This window comes from Aminobacter sp. J44, assembly GCF_007829415.1.
Taxonomy (GTDB): Bacteria; Pseudomonadota; Alphaproteobacteria; order Rhizobiales; family Rhizobiaceae; genus Aerobium.
This window is the reverse complement of the sequence record NZ_VLJG01000067.1, coordinates 17,859-34,446: the sequence shown is the minus strand read 5'-3', so window position 1 is coordinate 34,446 and position 16,588 is coordinate 17,859. Positions and strand designations below refer to the sequence as shown.

At 63.4% G+C, this 16,588-nt stretch carries 12 protein-coding genes and 2 pseudogenes; 9 read left to right on the top strand and 5 right to left on the bottom strand.

Going from position 1 to position 16,588, the window contains the following annotated elements; all coding sequences use genetic code 11:
* Window positions 1–23: 23 nt before the first annotated feature.
* The 6 genes and pseudogenes from gor to gltX all read left to right on the top strand — a co-directional run bounded on the left by gor (window position 24) and on the right by gltX (window position 6,929).
* Window positions 24–1,415: a glutathione-disulfide reductase gene (gene gor, locus L610_RS17905; protein WP_024847693.1), complete on the top strand. Its 1,392-nt coding sequence runs from the start codon at window positions 24–26 to the stop codon at window positions 1,413–1,415.
* 118 nt (window positions 1,416–1,533) lie between these two features.
* Complete coding sequence (locus L610_RS17900; RefSeq protein WP_024847692.1) at window positions 1,534–2,910, top strand: class II 3-deoxy-7-phosphoheptulonate synthase; 1,377 nt, start codon at window positions 1,534–1,536, stop codon at window positions 2,908–2,910.
* Window positions 2,911–3,068: 158 nt separating this feature from the next.
* Window positions 3,069–3,455 (top strand): annotated as a pseudogene (locus tag L610_RS20650) (class III extradiol ring-cleavage dioxygenase); the annotation flags it as partial.
* Window positions 3,456–3,511: 56 nt separating this feature from the next.
* Window positions 3,512–3,787: pseudogene (locus L610_RS20645) on the top strand (DNA-3-methyladenine glycosylase I); the annotation flags it as partial.
* A gap of 48 nt (window positions 3,788–3,835) precedes the next feature.
* Entirely contained in the window at window positions 3,836–5,515 is a 1,680-nt protein-coding gene (locus L610_RS17885; protein ID WP_144706738.1) for an NAD+ synthase, read from the top strand.
* Window positions 5,516–5,558: 43 nt separating this feature from the next.
* Window positions 5,559–6,929: a glutamate--tRNA ligase gene (gltX, locus tag L610_RS17880; protein ID WP_024847688.1), complete on the top strand. Its 1,371-nt coding sequence runs from the start codon at window positions 5,559–5,561 to the stop codon at window positions 6,927–6,929.
* Here gltX and L610_RS17875 read toward each other — a convergent pair.
* The 5 genes from L610_RS17875 to dgcA form a co-directional block, all read right to left on the bottom strand.
* The gene (locus L610_RS17875) at window positions 6,847–7,848 is read right to left on the bottom strand and encodes a DUF2865 domain-containing protein (protein ID WP_186441600.1); all 1,002 of its coding nucleotides are present in this window, start codon (window positions 7,846–7,848) and stop codon (window positions 6,847–6,849) included. The genes gltX and L610_RS17875 overlap by 83 nt on opposite strands.
* A 168-nt stretch (window positions 7,849–8,016) precedes the next feature.
* Complete coding sequence (locus tag L610_RS17870) at window positions 8,017–10,305, bottom strand: NADP-dependent malic enzyme (RefSeq protein ID WP_144706734.1); 2,289 nt, start codon at window positions 10,303–10,305, stop codon at window positions 8,017–8,019.
* 94 nt (window positions 10,306–10,399) lie between these two features.
* Complete coding sequence (locus L610_RS17865) at window positions 10,400–11,242, bottom strand: fumarylacetoacetate hydrolase family protein (RefSeq protein ID WP_144706732.1); 843 nt, start codon at window positions 11,240–11,242, stop codon at window positions 10,400–10,402.
* A 37-nt stretch (window positions 11,243–11,279) separates the two neighbouring features.
* Window positions 11,280–12,059, bottom strand: coding sequence for an SDR family oxidoreductase (locus L610_RS17860; protein ID WP_024847684.1), 780 nt, complete (start codon window positions 12,057–12,059; stop codon window positions 11,280–11,282).
* 65 nt (window positions 12,060–12,124) lie between these two features.
* Window positions 12,125–13,108 carry an N-acetyl-D-Glu racemase DgcA gene (gene dgcA, locus L610_RS17855; protein ID WP_144706730.1) on the bottom strand — a complete coding sequence of 328 codons (984 nt, stop codon included), beginning with the start codon at window positions 13,106–13,108 and terminating at the stop codon, window positions 12,125–12,127.
* Between the two features lie 78 nt (window positions 13,109–13,186).
* Here dgcA and L610_RS17850 point away from each other — a divergent pair, with 78 nt between their 5' ends.
* From L610_RS17850 to L610_RS17840, 3 genes are read left to right on the top strand one after another with little or no spacing between them, the layout of a single operon-like run.
* Window positions 13,187–14,374 (top strand): ABC transporter permease, encoded by a 1,188-nt coding sequence (locus L610_RS17850; protein WP_144706728.1) that lies wholly within the window; start codon window positions 13,187–13,189, stop codon window positions 14,372–14,374.
* Window positions 14,374–15,198 (top strand): ABC transporter ATP-binding protein, encoded by an 825-nt coding sequence (locus L610_RS17845; protein ID WP_024847681.1) that lies wholly within the window; start codon window positions 14,374–14,376, stop codon window positions 15,196–15,198. The genes L610_RS17850 and L610_RS17845 overlap by 1 nt, the downstream gene beginning before the upstream one ends.
* Window positions 15,199–15,207: 9 nt before the next feature.
* Window positions 15,208–16,581 (top strand): MlaD family protein, encoded by a 1,374-nt coding sequence (locus L610_RS17840; RefSeq protein ID WP_144706726.1) that lies wholly within the window; start codon window positions 15,208–15,210, stop codon window positions 16,579–16,581.
* The last annotated feature ends 7 nt before the right edge of the window (window positions 16,582–16,588 follow it).

The following is a 16,588-nucleotide window of genomic DNA, read 5'->3' as shown; positions in this document are numbered from 1 at the left end:
AAGCCTAGCCTACCGGAGCCGACATGACCGATTTCGACTATGATCTGTTTGTAATCGGCGGCGGTTCCGGAGGTGTGCGGGCCGCGCGCGTTTCCGCCTCGCTCGGCAGACGCGTTGCCATCGCCGAGGAATATCGCTTCGGCGGCACCTGCGTCATTCGCGGGTGTGTGCCGAAGAAGCTTTTCGTCTACGCCTCCCAGTTCCCCGAGCATTTCGAGGATTCGGCCGGATACGGCTGGACCGTCGGTGAAACCAGTTTCGACTGGAAGACGCTTGTCTCCAACAAGGACAAGGAGATCGCTCGGCTGGAAGGTCTCTACCGGCGCGGGCTGGAAAACGCGGGCGCCGAGATCATCGAGAGCAGGGCGGTGATCGAGGGGCCGAACACGGTCCGTATCGTCAAGGACGGTCGCACCGTCACTGCTCGCTACATCCTGATTGCGACCGGCGGCCGGCCCAATCCTCACCATGCGCTGCCTGGCAGCGAGCACGCGATCACCTCCAACGAGGCGTTCAATCTTGAGAAGCTGCCGAAGTCGATCCTGATCGCCGGCGGCGGTTACATCGCGGTCGAGTTCGCCAACATCTTCCATGGCCTCGGCGTCGAGACGACGCTGATGTACCGCGGCCTCGAAATCCTCGGCCGCTTCGATATGGACCTGCGCCGTGGGCTGCACAAGGCAATGGTCGACAAGGGCATCGACATCCTGACGCAAACCACTTCCAGTGGCATCGAAAAGCGTTCGGACGGCATGCTGGAGGTCAAGCTTTCGGGCGGCGGATCCAAGGTGGTGGAAAGCGTCATGCTGGCGGTCGGTCGTACGCCGAACACCGAGGGCCTCGGCCTTGAAAAGGCAGGCGTCGAGATGGGCCCGGTCGGCGAGATCGTGGTGGACGAGTACTCGCGCACCAATGTCGAGAGCATCTACGCCCTCGGCGACGTGACCAACCGGGTGCAGCTCACCCCGGTGGCGATCCATGAGGCGATGTGCTTCGTCGACACGGTTTTCAGGGACAAGCCAACCGCTCCGGATCATGAAGCGATCCCGACGGCGGTGTTCTCGCAGCCGGAGATCGGCACGGTTGGTCTCAGCGAGGACGAGGCGGCGAAGACCTACGAGGAACTCGAAATCTATCGCGCCGAGTTCCGTCCAATGCGCCACACGCTCTCCGGCCGTCAGGAAAAGATGATCATGAAGCTGGTGGTCGATGCCGGCACGCGCCGGGTTCTTGGCGCGCATGTGCTCGGCGTCGATGCCGGCGAAATGGCGCAGCTTCTTGGCATCGCCGTGAAGGCGCGCCTGACAAAGGACGACTTCGACGCGACCATGGCGGTCCACCCGAGCGCCGCGGAAGAACTGGTCACCATGTACCAGCCTTCATACCGCGTACGAAATGGTGAACGCGTCGGCTGAACCTTGCGTCAGCCAGGGGTGGCAGAAAACCGACATCTGGTGTATTGGGGCCGCGTCCCGAGATGAACACGGGGCTGGCGCGGGCGCGACATGCCCTATTGCGGTATTGGATGCAGACATGACTACTAAATGGTCCCCCAGTTCTTGGAGAAGCAAGCCGATCAGCCAGGTTCCGGCATTTCCGGACGCTGCGGCGCTCGCCGAGACGGAGCGTCAGCTTTCGACCTATCCGCCGCTGGTCTTTGCAGGTGAAGCACGCAAGCTGAAGAAGCAGCTCGCGGCAGTCGCCAATGGCGACTCCTTCCTTCTGCAGGGCGGCGATTGTGCCGAAAGCTTCGCCGAGCACGGCGCAGACAATATCCGTGACTTTTTCCGCGTCTTTCTGCAGATGGCGGTCGTCCTCACCTATGCAGGCGCGCAGCCGGTCGTGAAGGTGGGCCGCATCGCTGGTCAGTTCGCCAAGCCGCGTTCGTCGGACATCGAAACCAAGGGTGACGTGTCGCTGCCAAGCTACCGCGGCGACATCATCAACGGCATCGAGTTCGACGAGAAGTCGCGTACGCCCGACCCGACCCGCCAGGAAATGGCGTACCGCCAGTCGGCGGCGACGCTCAACCTGCTGCGCGCCTTCGCGCAGGGCGGTTACGCGAACCTCGAGAACGTGCACAAGTGGATGCTGGGCTTCGTTGCCGACAGCCCGCAGGCAGAGCGCTATGGCGCCCTGGCGAACCGGATCACTGAGACGATCGAGTTCATGCGCGCGGTCGGCATCAGTGCCGAGAGCAATCCGGCGCTGCGTGAAACCGACTTCTACACCAGCCACGAGGCGCTGCTTCTCGGCTACGAGGAAGCGCTGACCCGCGTCGACTCGACCTCTGGCGACTGGTACGCGACCTCCGGCCACATGATCTGGATCGGCGACCGCACCCGCCAGCCAGACCACGCCCATGTCGAGTACTGCCGCGGCATCAAGAACCCGCTCGGCCTCAAGTGCGGTCCGTCGCTGACGCCGGATGGCCTGCTGCAGCTGATCGACCTGCTGAACCCGGAGAATGAGCCGGGCCGCCTGACCCTTATTGCCCGCTTTGGTGCGGACAAGGTGGGCGAGCACCTGCCGAAGCTGATCCGCGCAGTGCAGAGGGAAGGCCGCAAGGTGGTGTGGTCGTGCGACCCGATGCACGGCAACACGATCACCGCTGCTGGCTACAAGACCCGTCCGTTCGAGCGGATTCTCCGCGAGGTACAGGCGTTCTTCGACGTCCACCACGCCGAGGGCAGCCATCCGGGCGGCATCCACGTCGAAATGACCGGAAAGAACGTCACCGAATGCACGGGCGGCGCACGCGCGATCCGTGACGACGAACTGGCCGATCGCTACCATACCCACTGCGACCCGCGCCTCAATGCGGACCAAGCGGTTGAACTTGCGTTTCTGGTTGCCGACCTGCTCAAGAAAGGCAAGGCTGGCCAGCCGCAGAAGGCGGTCAATCTTTGATCGCAGTCTCACAGAATTTCACGAAGGCGCGGAGCAATCCGCGCCTTTTTTGTTGAACGCGAAGCCGCGCTTCGTTCGGCAAAGTTGAACGAAGTGTAGATGATCTCCGGCCTGTCGCCTCCGCGCGCGCGGACTATATTGAGGCAAAGGAGACGCACATGCCTGCAATGCCCAGCCTCTTCATTTCCCACGGTGGGCCTAACGTGGTCACGGACGACAGCCCGGCCCGCACCTATCTGATGGGCCTCTCTCACCTGCTTCCGAAGCCGAAGGCAATTGTAATTGTCTCTGCGCATTTCGAGACCGGGGGCGTCGCCGTAGTTGCCGACCCGACGCCGGGAATGATTTATGATTTCGGTGGCTTCGCGCCTGAACTTTACGAGATGGTTTACCCCGCTCCCGGTTCTCCGGAACTGGCGGAGCGCGTCATCGGCATGCTCGAAAAGGCAGGCTTCGCGCCGTTCCGGCTTGAAAAGCGTGGCTATGACCACGGCGCCTGGACGCCACTGAAGCTGGCATTCCCTGACGCAGATATTCCTGTCGTGCAGGTGTCGATCGACCCGAACCGCGACGCCGCCTGGCACTACGCGATTGGGCGCGCAGCCGGCTTGGCGGCAACACCGGTCAGTACGTGCTGCGCTGGCTCGGCTGGGATACCTTTGTGCTCTCCCGCGACATGGTTGCGGCGCTGCGTGATGCCGGCCTCGACATCGCGGAGAACCCGACCTCGAAGAAGGATCTGGCAAAGATCCAGGCGCAGATGAACGCGTGGGTGAACGAAACCGGCCTGTCGCGTGCGCACCTTTCCCGCATCCTCGCCATGTCGATCGGCCCGAACGCTCCGGCGGAGGAACTTGTCCGCTATACCGGTGACTGATGCGGCGGACCATTGCCGCGCCGACAGCGCCGCGCTACACGCTTGGTCATGACCAAGAGTGCACCTGACAGTCTGACCATTGCCGTAGCGCAGTTGAACCCGATTGTCGGCGACATCGCCGGCAATCTTGCTCTCGCCCGCAAGGCGCGTGCCGAGGCGGCCGCACAGGGGGCGGACCTCGTTCTGTTCACCGAGCTTTTCATCGCCGGCTATCCACCGGAAGACCTCGTCATCAAGCCGGCCTTCGCGCTTGCCTGCGAGCGTGCAGTCGAGGAGTTCGCTGCGGACACGGCAGATGGTGGCCCGGGCGTCATTATCGGCACGCCGCTGCGCCGCAAGAGCGGGCTGCACAATTCGGTGCTGGTGCTCGATGGCGGCAAGGTGGTCGCCGAGCGCTACAAGATCGACCTGCCGAACTATGGCGAGTTCGACGAAAAGCGGGTGTTCCAGGCTGGACCGGATGTTCCGGGACCGGTCAACTTCCGCGGCGTGCGCATCGCCCTTCCGATCTGCGAGGACATCTGGGGTGACCTCGGCGTCTGCGAGACGCTAGCAGAGAGCGGGGCGGAAATCCTGCTCGTTCCGAACGGCTCGCCCTACTACCGGGGCAAGCTCGACGTGCGCCACCAGGTCGTCCTGCGCCAGGTGATCGAGACGGGCCTGCCGATGCTCTACGCGAACATGGTGGGCGGACAGGACGAGCTGGTTTTCGACGGCGCGTCCTTTGCCATCAACGCGGATCATTCGCTCGCCTTCCAGATGGACGAGTTCGAGACCGGCTGCGAACTGACGCGCTGGGAGCGGACGGGCGAGGGCTGGCGCTGCGTGCCGGGCCGCATTGTCCGCACGCCGGAAACGGAAGAGGCGGACTATCGCGCCTGCATGCTGGGCCTGCGCGACTACGTCAACAAAAACCGGTTCAAGGACGTCGTGCTCGGCCTGTCCGGCGGTCTGGATTCATCGATTTGCGCAGCGCTCGCCGTCGATGCGCTTGGCGCGGACCGCGTTCGCTGCGTGATGATGCCCTATCGCTACACGTCCGACGCCTCTCTTAAGGACGCGCAGGACTGTGCCAAGGCGCTCGGCGTGCGCTACGACGTCGTGCCGATCTTCGAGCCAGTCGACGGCTTCATGAAGGCGCTTGCGGCGACCTTCGAGGGGACAGAGGAAGGTATTACCGAGGAGAACCTGCAGAGCCGTGCCCGTGGCACGATCCTGATGGCGATCTCCAACAAGTTCGGCTCGATGGTCGTCACCACCGGCAACAAGAGCGAGATGTCGGTCGGTTACGCCACGCTCTATGGCGACATGAACGGCGGCTTCAACCCGATCAAGGACCTCTACAAGATGCAGGTCTACGCCCTGTCGCGCTGGCGCAATGCCAACGTGCCGGCGGGCGGCCTCGGGCCGTCGGGCATCGTCATCCCGCAGAACATCATCGACAAGCCGCCTTCAGCGGAACTCCGCCCGGACCAGAAGGACCAGGATTCGCTGCCGCCCTACGAGGTTTTGGACGAGATCCTCGAATGCCTTGTCGAGGGCGAGATGGCGGTCGACGACATCGTCGCGCGCGGGCATGACCGCGAGCTGGTCCATCGCGTCGAGCATCTGTTGTACGTTGCGGAGTACAAGCGCCGGCAGGCGGCTCCCGGCGTGAAGATCACCAAGAAAAACTTTGGCCGCGACCGCCGCTACCCGATCACCAACCGGTTCCGCGACCGCACCTGACACCGGGAGCGGCACTGCCGCTTCCGCTACAGAAGTACCAGAGATGACCGTAACCGTCCGTTTCGCCCCGTCGCCGACCGGCCACATACACATTGGCAACGCCCGCACGGCGCTGTTCAATTGGCTGTTCGCGCTGAAGCACAAGGGCCGCTTCATCCTTCGCTTCGACGATACGGACGCGGCGCGTTCGAAGCAGGAATATGCCGACCAGATCCAGAAGGATCTGCACTGGCTGGGCATTCGCCCCGACATCATCACGCATCAGTCCGCCCGCTTCGACACCTACGACGCGGCGGTGAAGCGGCTGAAGGAAGCGGGGCTCCTCTATCCCTGCTGGGAAACGGCGGAAGAGCTGGAGCGCCGGCGCCGCCTGCGCCTGTCCCGCAAGCTGCCGCCGGTCTATGGCCGCGAGGCGCTGAAGCTGACGGACGAGCAGAAGGCCGCCTACGAGGCTGAGGGCCGCAAGCCGCACTGGCGCTTCCTGCTCCCAAACTTCGCGGAAAACCCATTTGAGACGCAGCGTACCGAGGTTGTCTGGGACGATGTTGTGCGCGGGCCGCAGACAGTCGACCTGTCGTCGATGTCCGACCCGGTACTGGTGCGCGAGGACGGGACGTATCCCTACACGCTGCCGTCGGTGGTGGACGACATCGAACTTGGCATCACCCATGTCATTCGTGGTGACGACCACGTCGCCAATACCGGTGTGCAGATCGCGCTGTTCCGCGCGCTCGGCGCGCTACCGCCGCAGTTCGGTCACCACAATCTTCTCACGACGGCCAGCGGCGAGGGGCTGTCGAAGCGTTCCGGCGCGCTTTCGATTCGAAGCCTTGCCGAAGATGGCATCGAGCCGATGGCTGTCGCTTCGCTTGCCGTGCTGATTGGCTCGTCCGAGTCCGTCACGGCCGTCCGTTCGCTCGAGGAACTTGCCGAGCGTTTCGATCCGACCGCTACATCGAAGTCGGCCTCAAAATTCGATCCGGCGGAGCTTCAGACGCTCAACAAGGCGTTGCTGCACGCAATGCCCTTTGCCGAGGTAAAAGAGCGCCTCGCGGCTCTCGGCGTTTCCGGCGCAAAGGCCGAGCCATTCTGGATGGCCGTGCGCAGTAACATCGAGCGGCTGTCCGACTGCGTTGCCTGGTGGCGCATCGTGACGGAGGGACCCGAGAAGGTCGTGTTTTCGGACCAGGACAAGGCGTTCCTCGCCACGGCCTTCAACAATCTGCCGGCCGAGCCGTGGGACAACATGACCTGGAAGATCTGGACCGACCGGTTGAAGGAGCTGACGGGCCGCAAGGGCAAGCAGCTGTTTATGCCGCTGCGCCTTGCCCTTACAGGGCTGGACCGTGGTCCTGAGCTGGCTGAGCTTCTTCCGATTCTGGGTCGGGAAGGAACGCTGGCCCGACGACCCTGATTGGACGCTCGCGACGTGGCGGGCCGGACGACTCGACTAGTTCCTGCTCGGCGGGAGGCGTCTCTTCCACGATGTCTTCGTTCTCGGTCTCGGGTTCAGAGGCAGGCTGCCCGAACTCCATCACCGAACCCTTTAGCTCGGACGTGACGCCGTTAGCTTCATAGCTTCCGCCGATGATCGTGTAGCCGCGTGCTGCCGCGGCCGCGGCTTGTGGGGAGCAGGTGCAGCCCTGCGGCGGCCGCACGTCCGGGTTCTTGTATCGGTAGGCAAAGTGCATCTGCGTGTACGGCATTCCCGTCCTGGCCGAGACCATCCGGTCGGTCTCTTCATGCGGCACGTGGTGATAGTAGAGCTCCGTTTCGACACCGGGGCACATACTGGCGCAGACATATTCGTCGCGTTTGAAGGCTTCGGCCGAGACCGACCAGGAAATCGGAAAATAGTAACCGTCGCAGGTGCGCACGCACATCGTGCGCAGATTGCCCGTTGGTCGGCGCGGCGCAACGGCTGCCTGTTTCCTCTGGGCCGGTCCGGGCACCTGCTGTTCGCGTTCCGGTGCCTTTGACTGCTTGGGAACCGATACCGGGGTCGTATCCGGACGGCAGTCGTTCGACTGCAGCGCTCGCAGGATGCGATTACGCTCCTGCTGGCTGCCGCCGCTGCCGAGTTTCGCGCGGATACGCTGCAGGTCGGCGAGATTCTTTTCCATGCGCGCCAGCGCGCCGCGCACCTGGCCGCAAACACCGCTAACGACGCTCAGCCCGATCGTGCAGCTGTTCTGCTGCAGCTGCGCCCGAGCCTTGCGGATCTGTTCCTGCTGGCGGGCAATCGCGGCGTCGTATTTGCGGATCTGCGAAGTCGAGCCTGCCTTTCCGGTCTTGGGCAGGGCGGCGAGCTGCGCCTCAAGCTGCCGGCACATGCGTGCGCTTGCCTCCGCCGAAACGGTCGGAAGCACAACGCAAACGGCCGCAGCGGCAACAATCCGCTGCGCCAGGCCGACATACCTGCCAAGCTTTCCACCCCACACCATGCGGCAAGCATGGCACGGGGCAGTTAAGCAAGCGTATGTTCAGGCGGAAGGCTCTTGCTAGGAACTTGCCTGGACGACGGCCAGCGCCGTCATGTTGACCACGCCTCGCGAGGTCACCGACGGCGTCAGAATGTGCGCGGGGCGTGCTGCGCCGAGCAGGATCGGACCGACGTGCAGCGCGTCCGTCATTGCCTTCACGGTCGTCAGCGTGATGTTCGCCGCGTCGAGATTCGGGAACACCAGCAGGTTCGCCTCATTGGTAAGCGTCGAGTGCGGGTAGATCCTCTGGCGCAGCGCTGGCGAAATTGCGGAGTCGCCGTGCATTTCACCGTCCGCTTCGAGGTCCGGAGCCAGCTCGCGCAGCAGCGCCGCAGCTTCCTGCATCTTCAGTGCGCTCTTGGATTCGCGCGAGCCGAAGTTGGAGTGCGAGAGCAGTGCCGCCTTCGGCGCGATGCCGAAGCGCCGGATTTCCTCCGCCGCCAGGATCGTCATTTCGGCGATCTGCCGCGCGCTCGGATCGATGTCGACATAGGTGTCGGTGTAGAAGGTTATGCCGCGCTGCGCGATCAGCATCGACAGGGCCGACAGGCGCCCAACGCCCGCGCGGCGGCCGATAATGAGGTCGACATTGCGCAGGTGGCGTTCGAAGCGCCCTTCGAGGCCGCAGATCATGGCATCTGCCTCGTCACGCAGCATGGCGAGCGCCGCGATGACGGTGTTGTTGGTACGCACCATGGCCCGAGCCGCTTCCGGCGTTACACCACGGCGGCCACCGACCTGGATCAGCAGATCGACATAGTCGCGGTAGCGCGGATCGTCTTCCGGATTGACGACGTCAAAGTCCTTCCCGGCGCGGATCTTCAGGCCGTAGCGCTTGAGACGCATGTCGATGACGCTCGGACGGCCGATCAGCGTTGGGCGTGCGATGCCTTCTTCCAGCACAACCTGGGCCGCGCGCAGCACGCGCTCGTCCTCGCCGTCGGCATAGATCACGCGATCCTTGCGTGCCGTTCGGGCAGCCGAGAAGATCGGCTTCATGATCAGGCCCGAACGGAATACGAAGCGCGTCAGGCGGTCGGTGTAGGCTTCCCAATCCTCGATCGGACGCGTAGCGACGCCCGTTTCGCAGGCCGCCCGGGCCACAGCCGGGGCGATACGCAGGATGAGGCGCGGGTCGAACGGCGAGGGGATGAGGAAATCCGGGCCGAAGATCGGCGTCTCGCCGGAATAGGCGCGAGCGGCGACTTCCGAAGGCTCTTCGCGGGCCAGCGCTGCAATCGCGCGCACGGCCGCCATCTTCATCTCCTCGTTGATCGCGGTTGCGCCCACATCGAGGGCGCCGCGAAAGATGTAGGGGAAGCACAGGACGTTGTTGACCTGATTCGGGTAGTCGGAGCGCCCGGTACAGATCATCGCATCCGGACGCGCCTCACGCGCCAGCTCCGGCATGATCTCCGGATTTGGGTTGGCGAGCGCCAGGATCAGCGGCTTTTCGCCCATGTGCTGGAGGTATTCGGGCTTGAGGACGCCCGCGGCCGATAGACCGAGGAACACGTCGGCACCGCCGATGACGTCTTCCAGCGTGCGCGCGTTGGTGTCCTTGACGTACGGATCCTTCCAGCGGTCCATCTCTTCGACGCGGCCTTTATAGGCGACGCCGTGGCGGTCGGTGACCCAGATGTTGTCGCGATTGGCACCGAGAGAGACGAGCAGGTTGAGGCAGGCGAGCGCCGCGGCACCAGCGCCCGAGGAGACGATCTTCACCTCCTCGATCTTCTTACCGGCAAGCTCGAGACCGTTGATGACGGCGGCGGCCACAATGATCGCGGTGCCATGCTGGTCGTCATGGAAGACCGGGATTTTCATCCGCGCCTTCAGGCGCTCTTCGATCTCAAAGCATTCCGGCGCCTTGATATCCTCGAGATTGATGCCTCCGAAGGTAGGCTCGAGCGCGGCGACCGTCTCAACCATCTGGTCGATGTCGGGCGTGTTCATCTCGATGTCGAACACGTCGATGCCGGCGAACTTCTTGAAGAGGACAGCCTTGCCCTCCATAACCGGCTTCGAAGCCAGCGCGCCGATATTGCCGAGACCGAGCACGGCCGTGCCGTTGGAAATGACGGCAACGAGGTTTGAACGCGACGTGTAGAGCGCGGCCGCTGATGGATCGTCCTGGATCGCAAGGCAGGGCGCAGCAACGCCGGGCGAATAGGCAAGCGCCAGATCGCGCTGGTTGCCCAGCGGCTTCGTCGCCTGGATCTCCAGTTTTCCGGGCGAGGGATAGCGATGATAGAACAGCGCGCCTTCTTCGAGGTCCGAGGATTTTGTTGTGTTATCGATATTCATGTCTTCATAGCCCCAGCTCATCGCCGAGTCGGCGTTCTATCACGTTCGCCCCTAAAGGCGAGGGTGGGCGGCTCCTGGCCGCCCGGAGATGCCTCTATCGGGCAACGACCTTCTGGCGCTGCTCGCCAAGGCTGGCAATGCCGAGACGCATTTCGTCACCGGCTTTCAGGAACTTCTGCGGCTTCATGCCGAGGCCGACGCCGGGAGGCGTGCCGGTGGTGATGACGTCGCCCGGCTCAAGCACCATGAAGCTCGACAGGTACGAGATGATGTGGGCGACGGAGAAGATCATGGTGCGCGTGTTGCCGGTCTGGCAGCGCTCGCCGTTCACGTCGAGGAACATGTCGAGATTCTGCGGGTCGGCAATCTCGTCCGGCGTTGCAATCCATGGGCCAAGCGGGCCGAAGGTTGGAGCGCTCTTGCCCTTGATCCACTGCCCGCCGCGCTCGGCCTGCCATGCGCGTTCGGAGACGTCGTTGCACAGCGCGTAGCCGAGGACGTGCGACAGCGCATCGGCTTCCGACACGTTGTCGGCCCGTTTGCCGATCACAACTGCAAGCTCGACTTCCCAATCGAGTTTTTCGGAGCCCTTCGGCAGGAGCACGTCGTCATTCGGCCCGGACAGGCAGCTCGGCGCCTTGGAAAAGACGATCGGCTCGGACGGAATCGGCGAACCGGTCTCGGCGGCGTGGTCGGCGTAGTTAAGGCCGATGGCGATGAAGTGGCCGACGCGCGAGACCGGCGAACCGAGGCGAACGCCTTCCGGGACTTCCGGCAACGTGGAGACGTCGACGCCCGCAAGTTTGCCTGCGAGATCCTGCGCAATGGTTTCTGGCGAATAGTCGCTCACCAGCGAGGACGCGTCGCGCAGCTTGCCGTCAGCGCCAATCAGGCCGGGCTTCTCCTGCCCACGCTCTCCAAAACGGATAAGTTTCAATGTCTTCCTCCGAAACTCTGTTGTACTTGTTCAGCTGTCAGAACGAGCTGTTGAACAGGCCGCCGTCAAGCCGGATGCTCTGCCCGGTGATGTAGCCGGCATGCACAGAGCACAGGAAGGCGCAGACCTTGCCGAATTCTTCGGCTGTGCCGAGGCGTCCCGCTGGGATGTCCTTCGCCTGGCGTTCAGCCTCAGCCTCGACCGTGGTACCGGCCTTCTTTGCGGAGAACTCGATGCTGGTGCGGATTCGGTCAGTATCGAATTTTCCCGGCAGGATGTGATTGATGGTCACGTTCTTGTCGGCGACCGTACGCGCGATGCCCGCAAGGAAAGCGGTAAGGCCCGCGCGTGCGCCGGACGACAGGTCGAGACCAGGGATCGGCTGGTAGACCGACATGGACGTGATGTTGACGATGCGGCCAAAGCCGCGTTCGGTCATGCCGTCGATAACCGCCTTGATGAGCTCGATCGGCGTGATCATGTTGTTGTTTACGCCTGCGAGCATGGCTTCGCGGGTCAGTTCCCGGAAATCGCGGAAGGGCGGGCCGCCGTTGTTGTTGACGAGAATGTCGGTTGCAGGCGCCGCCGCTAGCAGCTGCTCGCGCACTGCCGGGTCCGAGACGTCGCCCGGAACTTCCGTGACGTTGACCCCGTAGGTCGAGCGTAGCTTTGCTGCCGCCGCAGCCAGCACTTCCGCGTTACGGCCGTTCATGACGAGATCGCATCCGGCCTCCGCCAGTGCGGTCGCGCAGCCCAACCCGAGGCCGCGGCTTGACGCACAGACGATGGCCTTCCTCCCACGAATTCCAAGTTCCATTGCATTCTCCCTTTGTGTGGGCGCAGGCTAGCGACCTGCCGCGCCGTAGACAACCGCAGGCCGGTTCAGCCCCACAGAGCAGGCGAGGGCGGATAAACCAGCGAGCCTTCGTAGGTAAGTGGCTCCTCGCGATCCTTTGCAAGGAGCAGCGGGCCGTCGAGATCGACGAAGTCTGCATCCTGCGCTAGCAGTACAGCCGGCGCCATCGCCAGAGACGTGCCGACCATGCAGCCGACCATGATGCCGAAGCCAAGTTCGCGGGCACGCTGATGCAGCGTCAGCGCCCCCGTGAGGCCGCCGGTCTTGTCGAGTTTGATATTGATGGCGTCATAGAGGCCGAGCAACTGTTCCAGTCCTTCGACAGTGTGGACGCTCTCATCCGCGCAGACCGGAACGGGATGCGGGATGTTGCGCAGGATCTCGTCCCTGCCGGCTGGGAGCGGCTGCTCAACGACAGCCACTCGATAGCGCGCAGCGGCGAGCAGATGCTTGCGGATATTGTCTTCCGTCCAACCCTCGTTGGCATCAAGGATGATGCGGGCGTTCGACGCTGCTTCTGCGACCGCTGCAATTCGCGAGACGTCGTCTTCGGTGCCGACCTTCACCTTCAGCACCGGCCGGTGTGCGTTCTCGCGCGCCGCGGCACCCATCTGTTCCGGTTCGCCGAGAGAGATCGTGTAGGCGGTGATGAGCGGCTTCGCAGTTGCAACGCCGATTCGCTCCGTGACCGGGCCGGCCCCGGATTTCGCTTCGAGATCCCATAGCGCGCAGTCGACAGCGTTTCGCGCGGCGCCCGGCTTCATGATCGACAAGATCTCTTCGCGTGATGCGCCGTTCTCAATGGCGCTTCGTGCCGCCTCGATCTGCTCGGTGACGTTTTCCAGCGTCTCGCCGTAACGGGCATAGGGAACGCACTCGCCATGACCCGCGTTTCCGCCGTCGCGGATGGTGCAGGTCAGCACCGCCGCTTCCGTCTTCGTGCCACGTGAGATGGTAAAGGCTGCCGCGAGCGGAAACCGCTCGGCTCTGACAAAAAGGTCACGCTTCATGAAGAACTCCCGTCAACGTCGTCCACCCGGGCCATCGCCAAAGTGACAGGCGATTTACGAGCCGCTAATAGTGGACCGATGTTGACGAAAGATGCAGGCGACGCAACCGCAATGAGCCAGGTCGCAGATGCGCGACGGCCGTCGATTGCCGTGAGCGAAGAGGGCGGGCGTACGATCTGGGCGCTTTCTGGCGTCTGGAACACCCGTTCCGTGCATCTTGTCGACGCGCCCACGCGCGAACTGGAACAAAGCCATCCTCGTGGCGAGGTGATTCTCGATGTGACCGGAGTCACGGGCCTCGACACCGCCGGGGCCTGGCTGATTCAGCGCCTGGCAGATTCACAGCGCCGTGCCGGCGCGCCAGTAGAAATCGTTGGTGCCAGTCCTTCAGCTTCGATTCTCCTCGACGCTGTAGGAGAAGCGCTGGACGATGGCCCCGAAGTTTCCCGCCGGCTACAGCCCTTCATCGTCATCCGCTGGCTTGAGACGCTCGGCCGCCTGACCGTCGCTGCCTTCGACGACTTCGTCGCCGGCATGTACATCCTCGGCTCGACCATTCGTGGCGCCCAGATGAAGCTCGGCCGCGGCCATGCGGTAAACCCGGCGGCCATCTTCAACCAGATCGACCGCATGGGTGTCGGTGCGATTCCGGTCGTCGTCCTGATCTCGTCCATCGTTGGCGCCATTGTCGCGCAGCAGGGTGCCTACCAGCTGCGCTGGTTCGGCGCGGAAATCTTCATTGTCGACCTCGTCGGCATCCTGACCTTGCGTGAACTCGGCGTGTTGCTGACATCGATCATGATCGCAGGCCGCTCCGGCAGTGCGATCACCGCCGAAATTGGCTCTATGAAGATGCGCGAGGAGATCGACGCGCTAAAGGTCATTGGCCTGAACCCGATCGGCGTCCTCGTCTTTCCGCGCCTGGTCGCGCTGGTGATCGCTGTTCCGTGCCTCACCATCGTTGCCAATGCGGCATCTCTGAGTGGCGCAATGCTGGTCGCCGATATCTATTCGGGCATTCCGCCGGAATCCTTCATCGACCGCCTGCGCGCGAGCGTCGACCTTTCCACGATCTTTGCGGGGATGATCAAGGCGCCATTCATGGCCCTCATCATCGGCATCATCGCCTCTGTCGAAGGCATGAAGGTGGGCGGCAGTGCGGAGTCGCTTGGCCGGCACGTGACCGCCTCCGTGGTGAAGTCGATCTTCGTCGTCATCGTGCTCGATGGCCTGTTTGCAATGTTCTACGTGGCGATCGACTTCTGATGGCGCAGGCAGCTCTCCTCACTCCGGCAAACCACGCTGACGCGGCACCGGAAATCGTGCTCTCCGTGCGCGACGTGACCGTCGGCTTTGGCGAGAAGCTGGTACTCGACAAGCTTTCGCTCGATGTTTACCGCGGGGAAATTCTGGGTTTTGTCGGCGCATCCGGTACCGGCAAGTCGGTCCTGCTGCGCACGGTGCTGGGCCTTACCCCGAAGCGTGGCGGTACGGTGACGCTGTTCGGCAACGACCTCGACACCATCTCCGACGAGGAAAAGGTGCAGATAGACATGCGCCTCGGCGTGCTGTTCCAGCACGGCGCGCTGTTTTCGGCACTAACCGTGCGGGAGAACATCCAGGTGCCGATGCGCGAGTATCTCGACCTGCCGAAGCCGCTGATGGATGAACTGGCGCTCCTCAAGCTGGAGCTGGTCGGCCTGCCACGCGACGCGGCCGACAAATTCCCATCAGAACTGTCGGGCGGCATGATCAAGCGGGCCGCGCTCGCCCGGGCGCTCGCGCTCGATCCGGACCTTGTTTTCCTTGATGAGCCCACCTCCGGCCTCGACCCGATCGGCGCGGCTGACTTCGATGATCTCGTGGCGAAGCTGCGCGACACGATGGGGCTGACGGTCTACATGGTCACCCACGATCTCGACAGCCTGTTTTCCGTCTGCGACCGCATTGCCGTGCTGGGCGGCAAGAAGGTGCTGATGGAAGGCACCATCGAGGACATGATGACCGTCGAGGACCCCTGGGTGAAATCTTATTTCCGCGGCAAGCGAGCCAGGCACATCGACCTGTCTGCGCGCAAGAACAAAGCTTAGGAAGGGCGCATGGAAACTCGCGCTAACTACGTCATCGTCGGCATCTTCACGCTGGTTGCTGTTCTTGCGGCTTTCGCTTTCGTCTACTGGACATCCGGCGTCGGTGACCGCGGCGAGACGGTGATACTGCGCTTTCGCATCCACGGCTCCGCCTCTGGCCTCGCACGCGGCAGCATGGTGCTGTTCAACGGCGTCAAGGTCGGCGATGTCAGCCGCGTCTACATCGACGTGAACAATCCGACCGTCGCCATCGCAGACGCTGTGGTCGACCGCCTGACGCCGATCACCCAGTCAACGCAGGCTGATGTCGGCCTCGCGGGCCTCACCGGCCAGGCAAACATCGAAATGCGCGGCGGCAACCCGAACGAGCCGAACCTGCTTGAACTGGCGGAAGAGCAGGGGGCGATTGCCGAACTGACGGCCAATCCGTCTGCCGTGGCGAACCTGCTCGAAAGCGCCCAAAACATCTTTAAGCGCGCCGACGCGGTTCTGGCCGAGCTCGAGCAGCTTGCGGGCGATGCGCGCCCGTCGATCACCGAGACACTGCGCAACGTCGAAAATTTCTCGGCAGCCCTCAGCCGCAATGCCGACGGCATCGATGAGTTTCTTGCCAACGTGACCACACTTTCGAAGTCCCTGGCTGGCGCCTCCGAGCGCATCGACTCGACGCTGGCGGCCGCTGAAGACCTGATCCGCGCGGTTGATCGCAATCAGGTGGCGCAGGTCGTCGAGAACGTCGAGAAATTCACCAAGCGGCTCGATGATGCCACGACCAATCTCGATGGCATCATGAAGGACGTCGAGACGGCCGTTGCTTCGTTTGCCGATTTCTCTACCGCCGCAGGCGAAACGCTCGCGAAGGTGGACAGCGTCATCGACAGTGTCGATCCGGCGACGGTGCGCACCGCTCTCTCCAATTTCGAGCAGGCGAGCACCAGCATCAACCACGCCGCCAACGACATCAATCGTGTCTCCGAGGCGGTCAGCGCGCGTACGGAAGACATCGACGCTATCATTACCGATGCGCGGCAGCTTGCTACCCGTCTGGCACAGGCATCCGAACGCGTCGACGGTGTGCTGCAGAAGGTCGACAACCTGCTCGGCTCCGACGAGGCTGGCGGCATCATGACCGAGGCCAGCGAGACGCTGAAGGCGTTCCGACAGGTGGCTGACACGCTCAACGCCCGCATGGGCACGATTACCGACGGCCTGGCCCGATTCTCAGGTTCCGGCCTGCGTGAAGTTGAAGGCCTCGTCCGCGACGCACGCACATCCATCACCCGCATCGAGCGGGCCATCACCGATCTTGAGCGCAATCCGCAGCGGATTCTTTCCGGTGGAGCAGGCGAGGTTCGGCAGTATGACGGCCGGGCTCGCCGTTGACCTGAAG

Excerpts from the sequence above, each read along its gene's own strand:
- L610_RS17870 (WP_144706734.1), bottom strand. The coding sequence starts at position 10,305 with ATGAATATCGATAACACAACAAAATCCTCGGACCTCGAAGAAGGCGCG.
- L610_RS17875 (WP_186441600.1), bottom strand. The coding sequence starts at position 7,848 with ATGTGCCGGCAGCTTGAGGCGCAGCTCGCCGCCCTGCCCAAGACCGGA.
- L610_RS17885 (WP_144706738.1), top strand. The coding sequence starts at position 3,836 with ATGACCAAGAGTGCACCTGACAGTCTGACCATTGCCGTAGCGCAGTTG.
- L610_RS17845 (WP_024847681.1), top strand. The coding sequence starts at position 14,374 with ATGGCGCAGGCAGCTCTCCTCACTCCGGCAAACCACGCTGACGCGGCA.
- L610_RS17840 (WP_144706726.1), top strand. The coding sequence starts at position 15,208 with ATGGAAACTCGCGCTAACTACGTCATCGTCGGCATCTTCACGCTGGTT.
- gor (WP_024847693.1), top strand. The coding sequence starts at position 24 with ATGACCGATTTCGACTATGATCTGTTTGTAATCGGCGGCGGTTCCGGA.
- L610_RS17850 (WP_144706728.1), top strand. The coding sequence starts at position 13,187 with ATGTTGACGAAAGATGCAGGCGACGCAACCGCAATGAGCCAGGTCGCA.
- L610_RS17860 (WP_024847684.1), bottom strand. The coding sequence starts at position 12,059 with ATGGAACTTGGAATTCGTGGGAGGAAGGCCATCGTCTGTGCGTCAAGC.
- L610_RS17900 (WP_024847692.1), top strand. The coding sequence starts at position 1,534 with ATGACTACTAAATGGTCCCCCAGTTCTTGGAGAAGCAAGCCGATCAGC.
- dgcA (WP_144706730.1), bottom strand. The coding sequence starts at position 13,108 with ATGAAGCGTGACCTTTTTGTCAGAGCCGAGCGGTTTCCGCTCGCGGCA.
- gltX (WP_024847688.1), top strand. The coding sequence starts at position 5,559 with ATGACCGTAACCGTCCGTTTCGCCCCGTCGCCGACCGGCCACATACAC.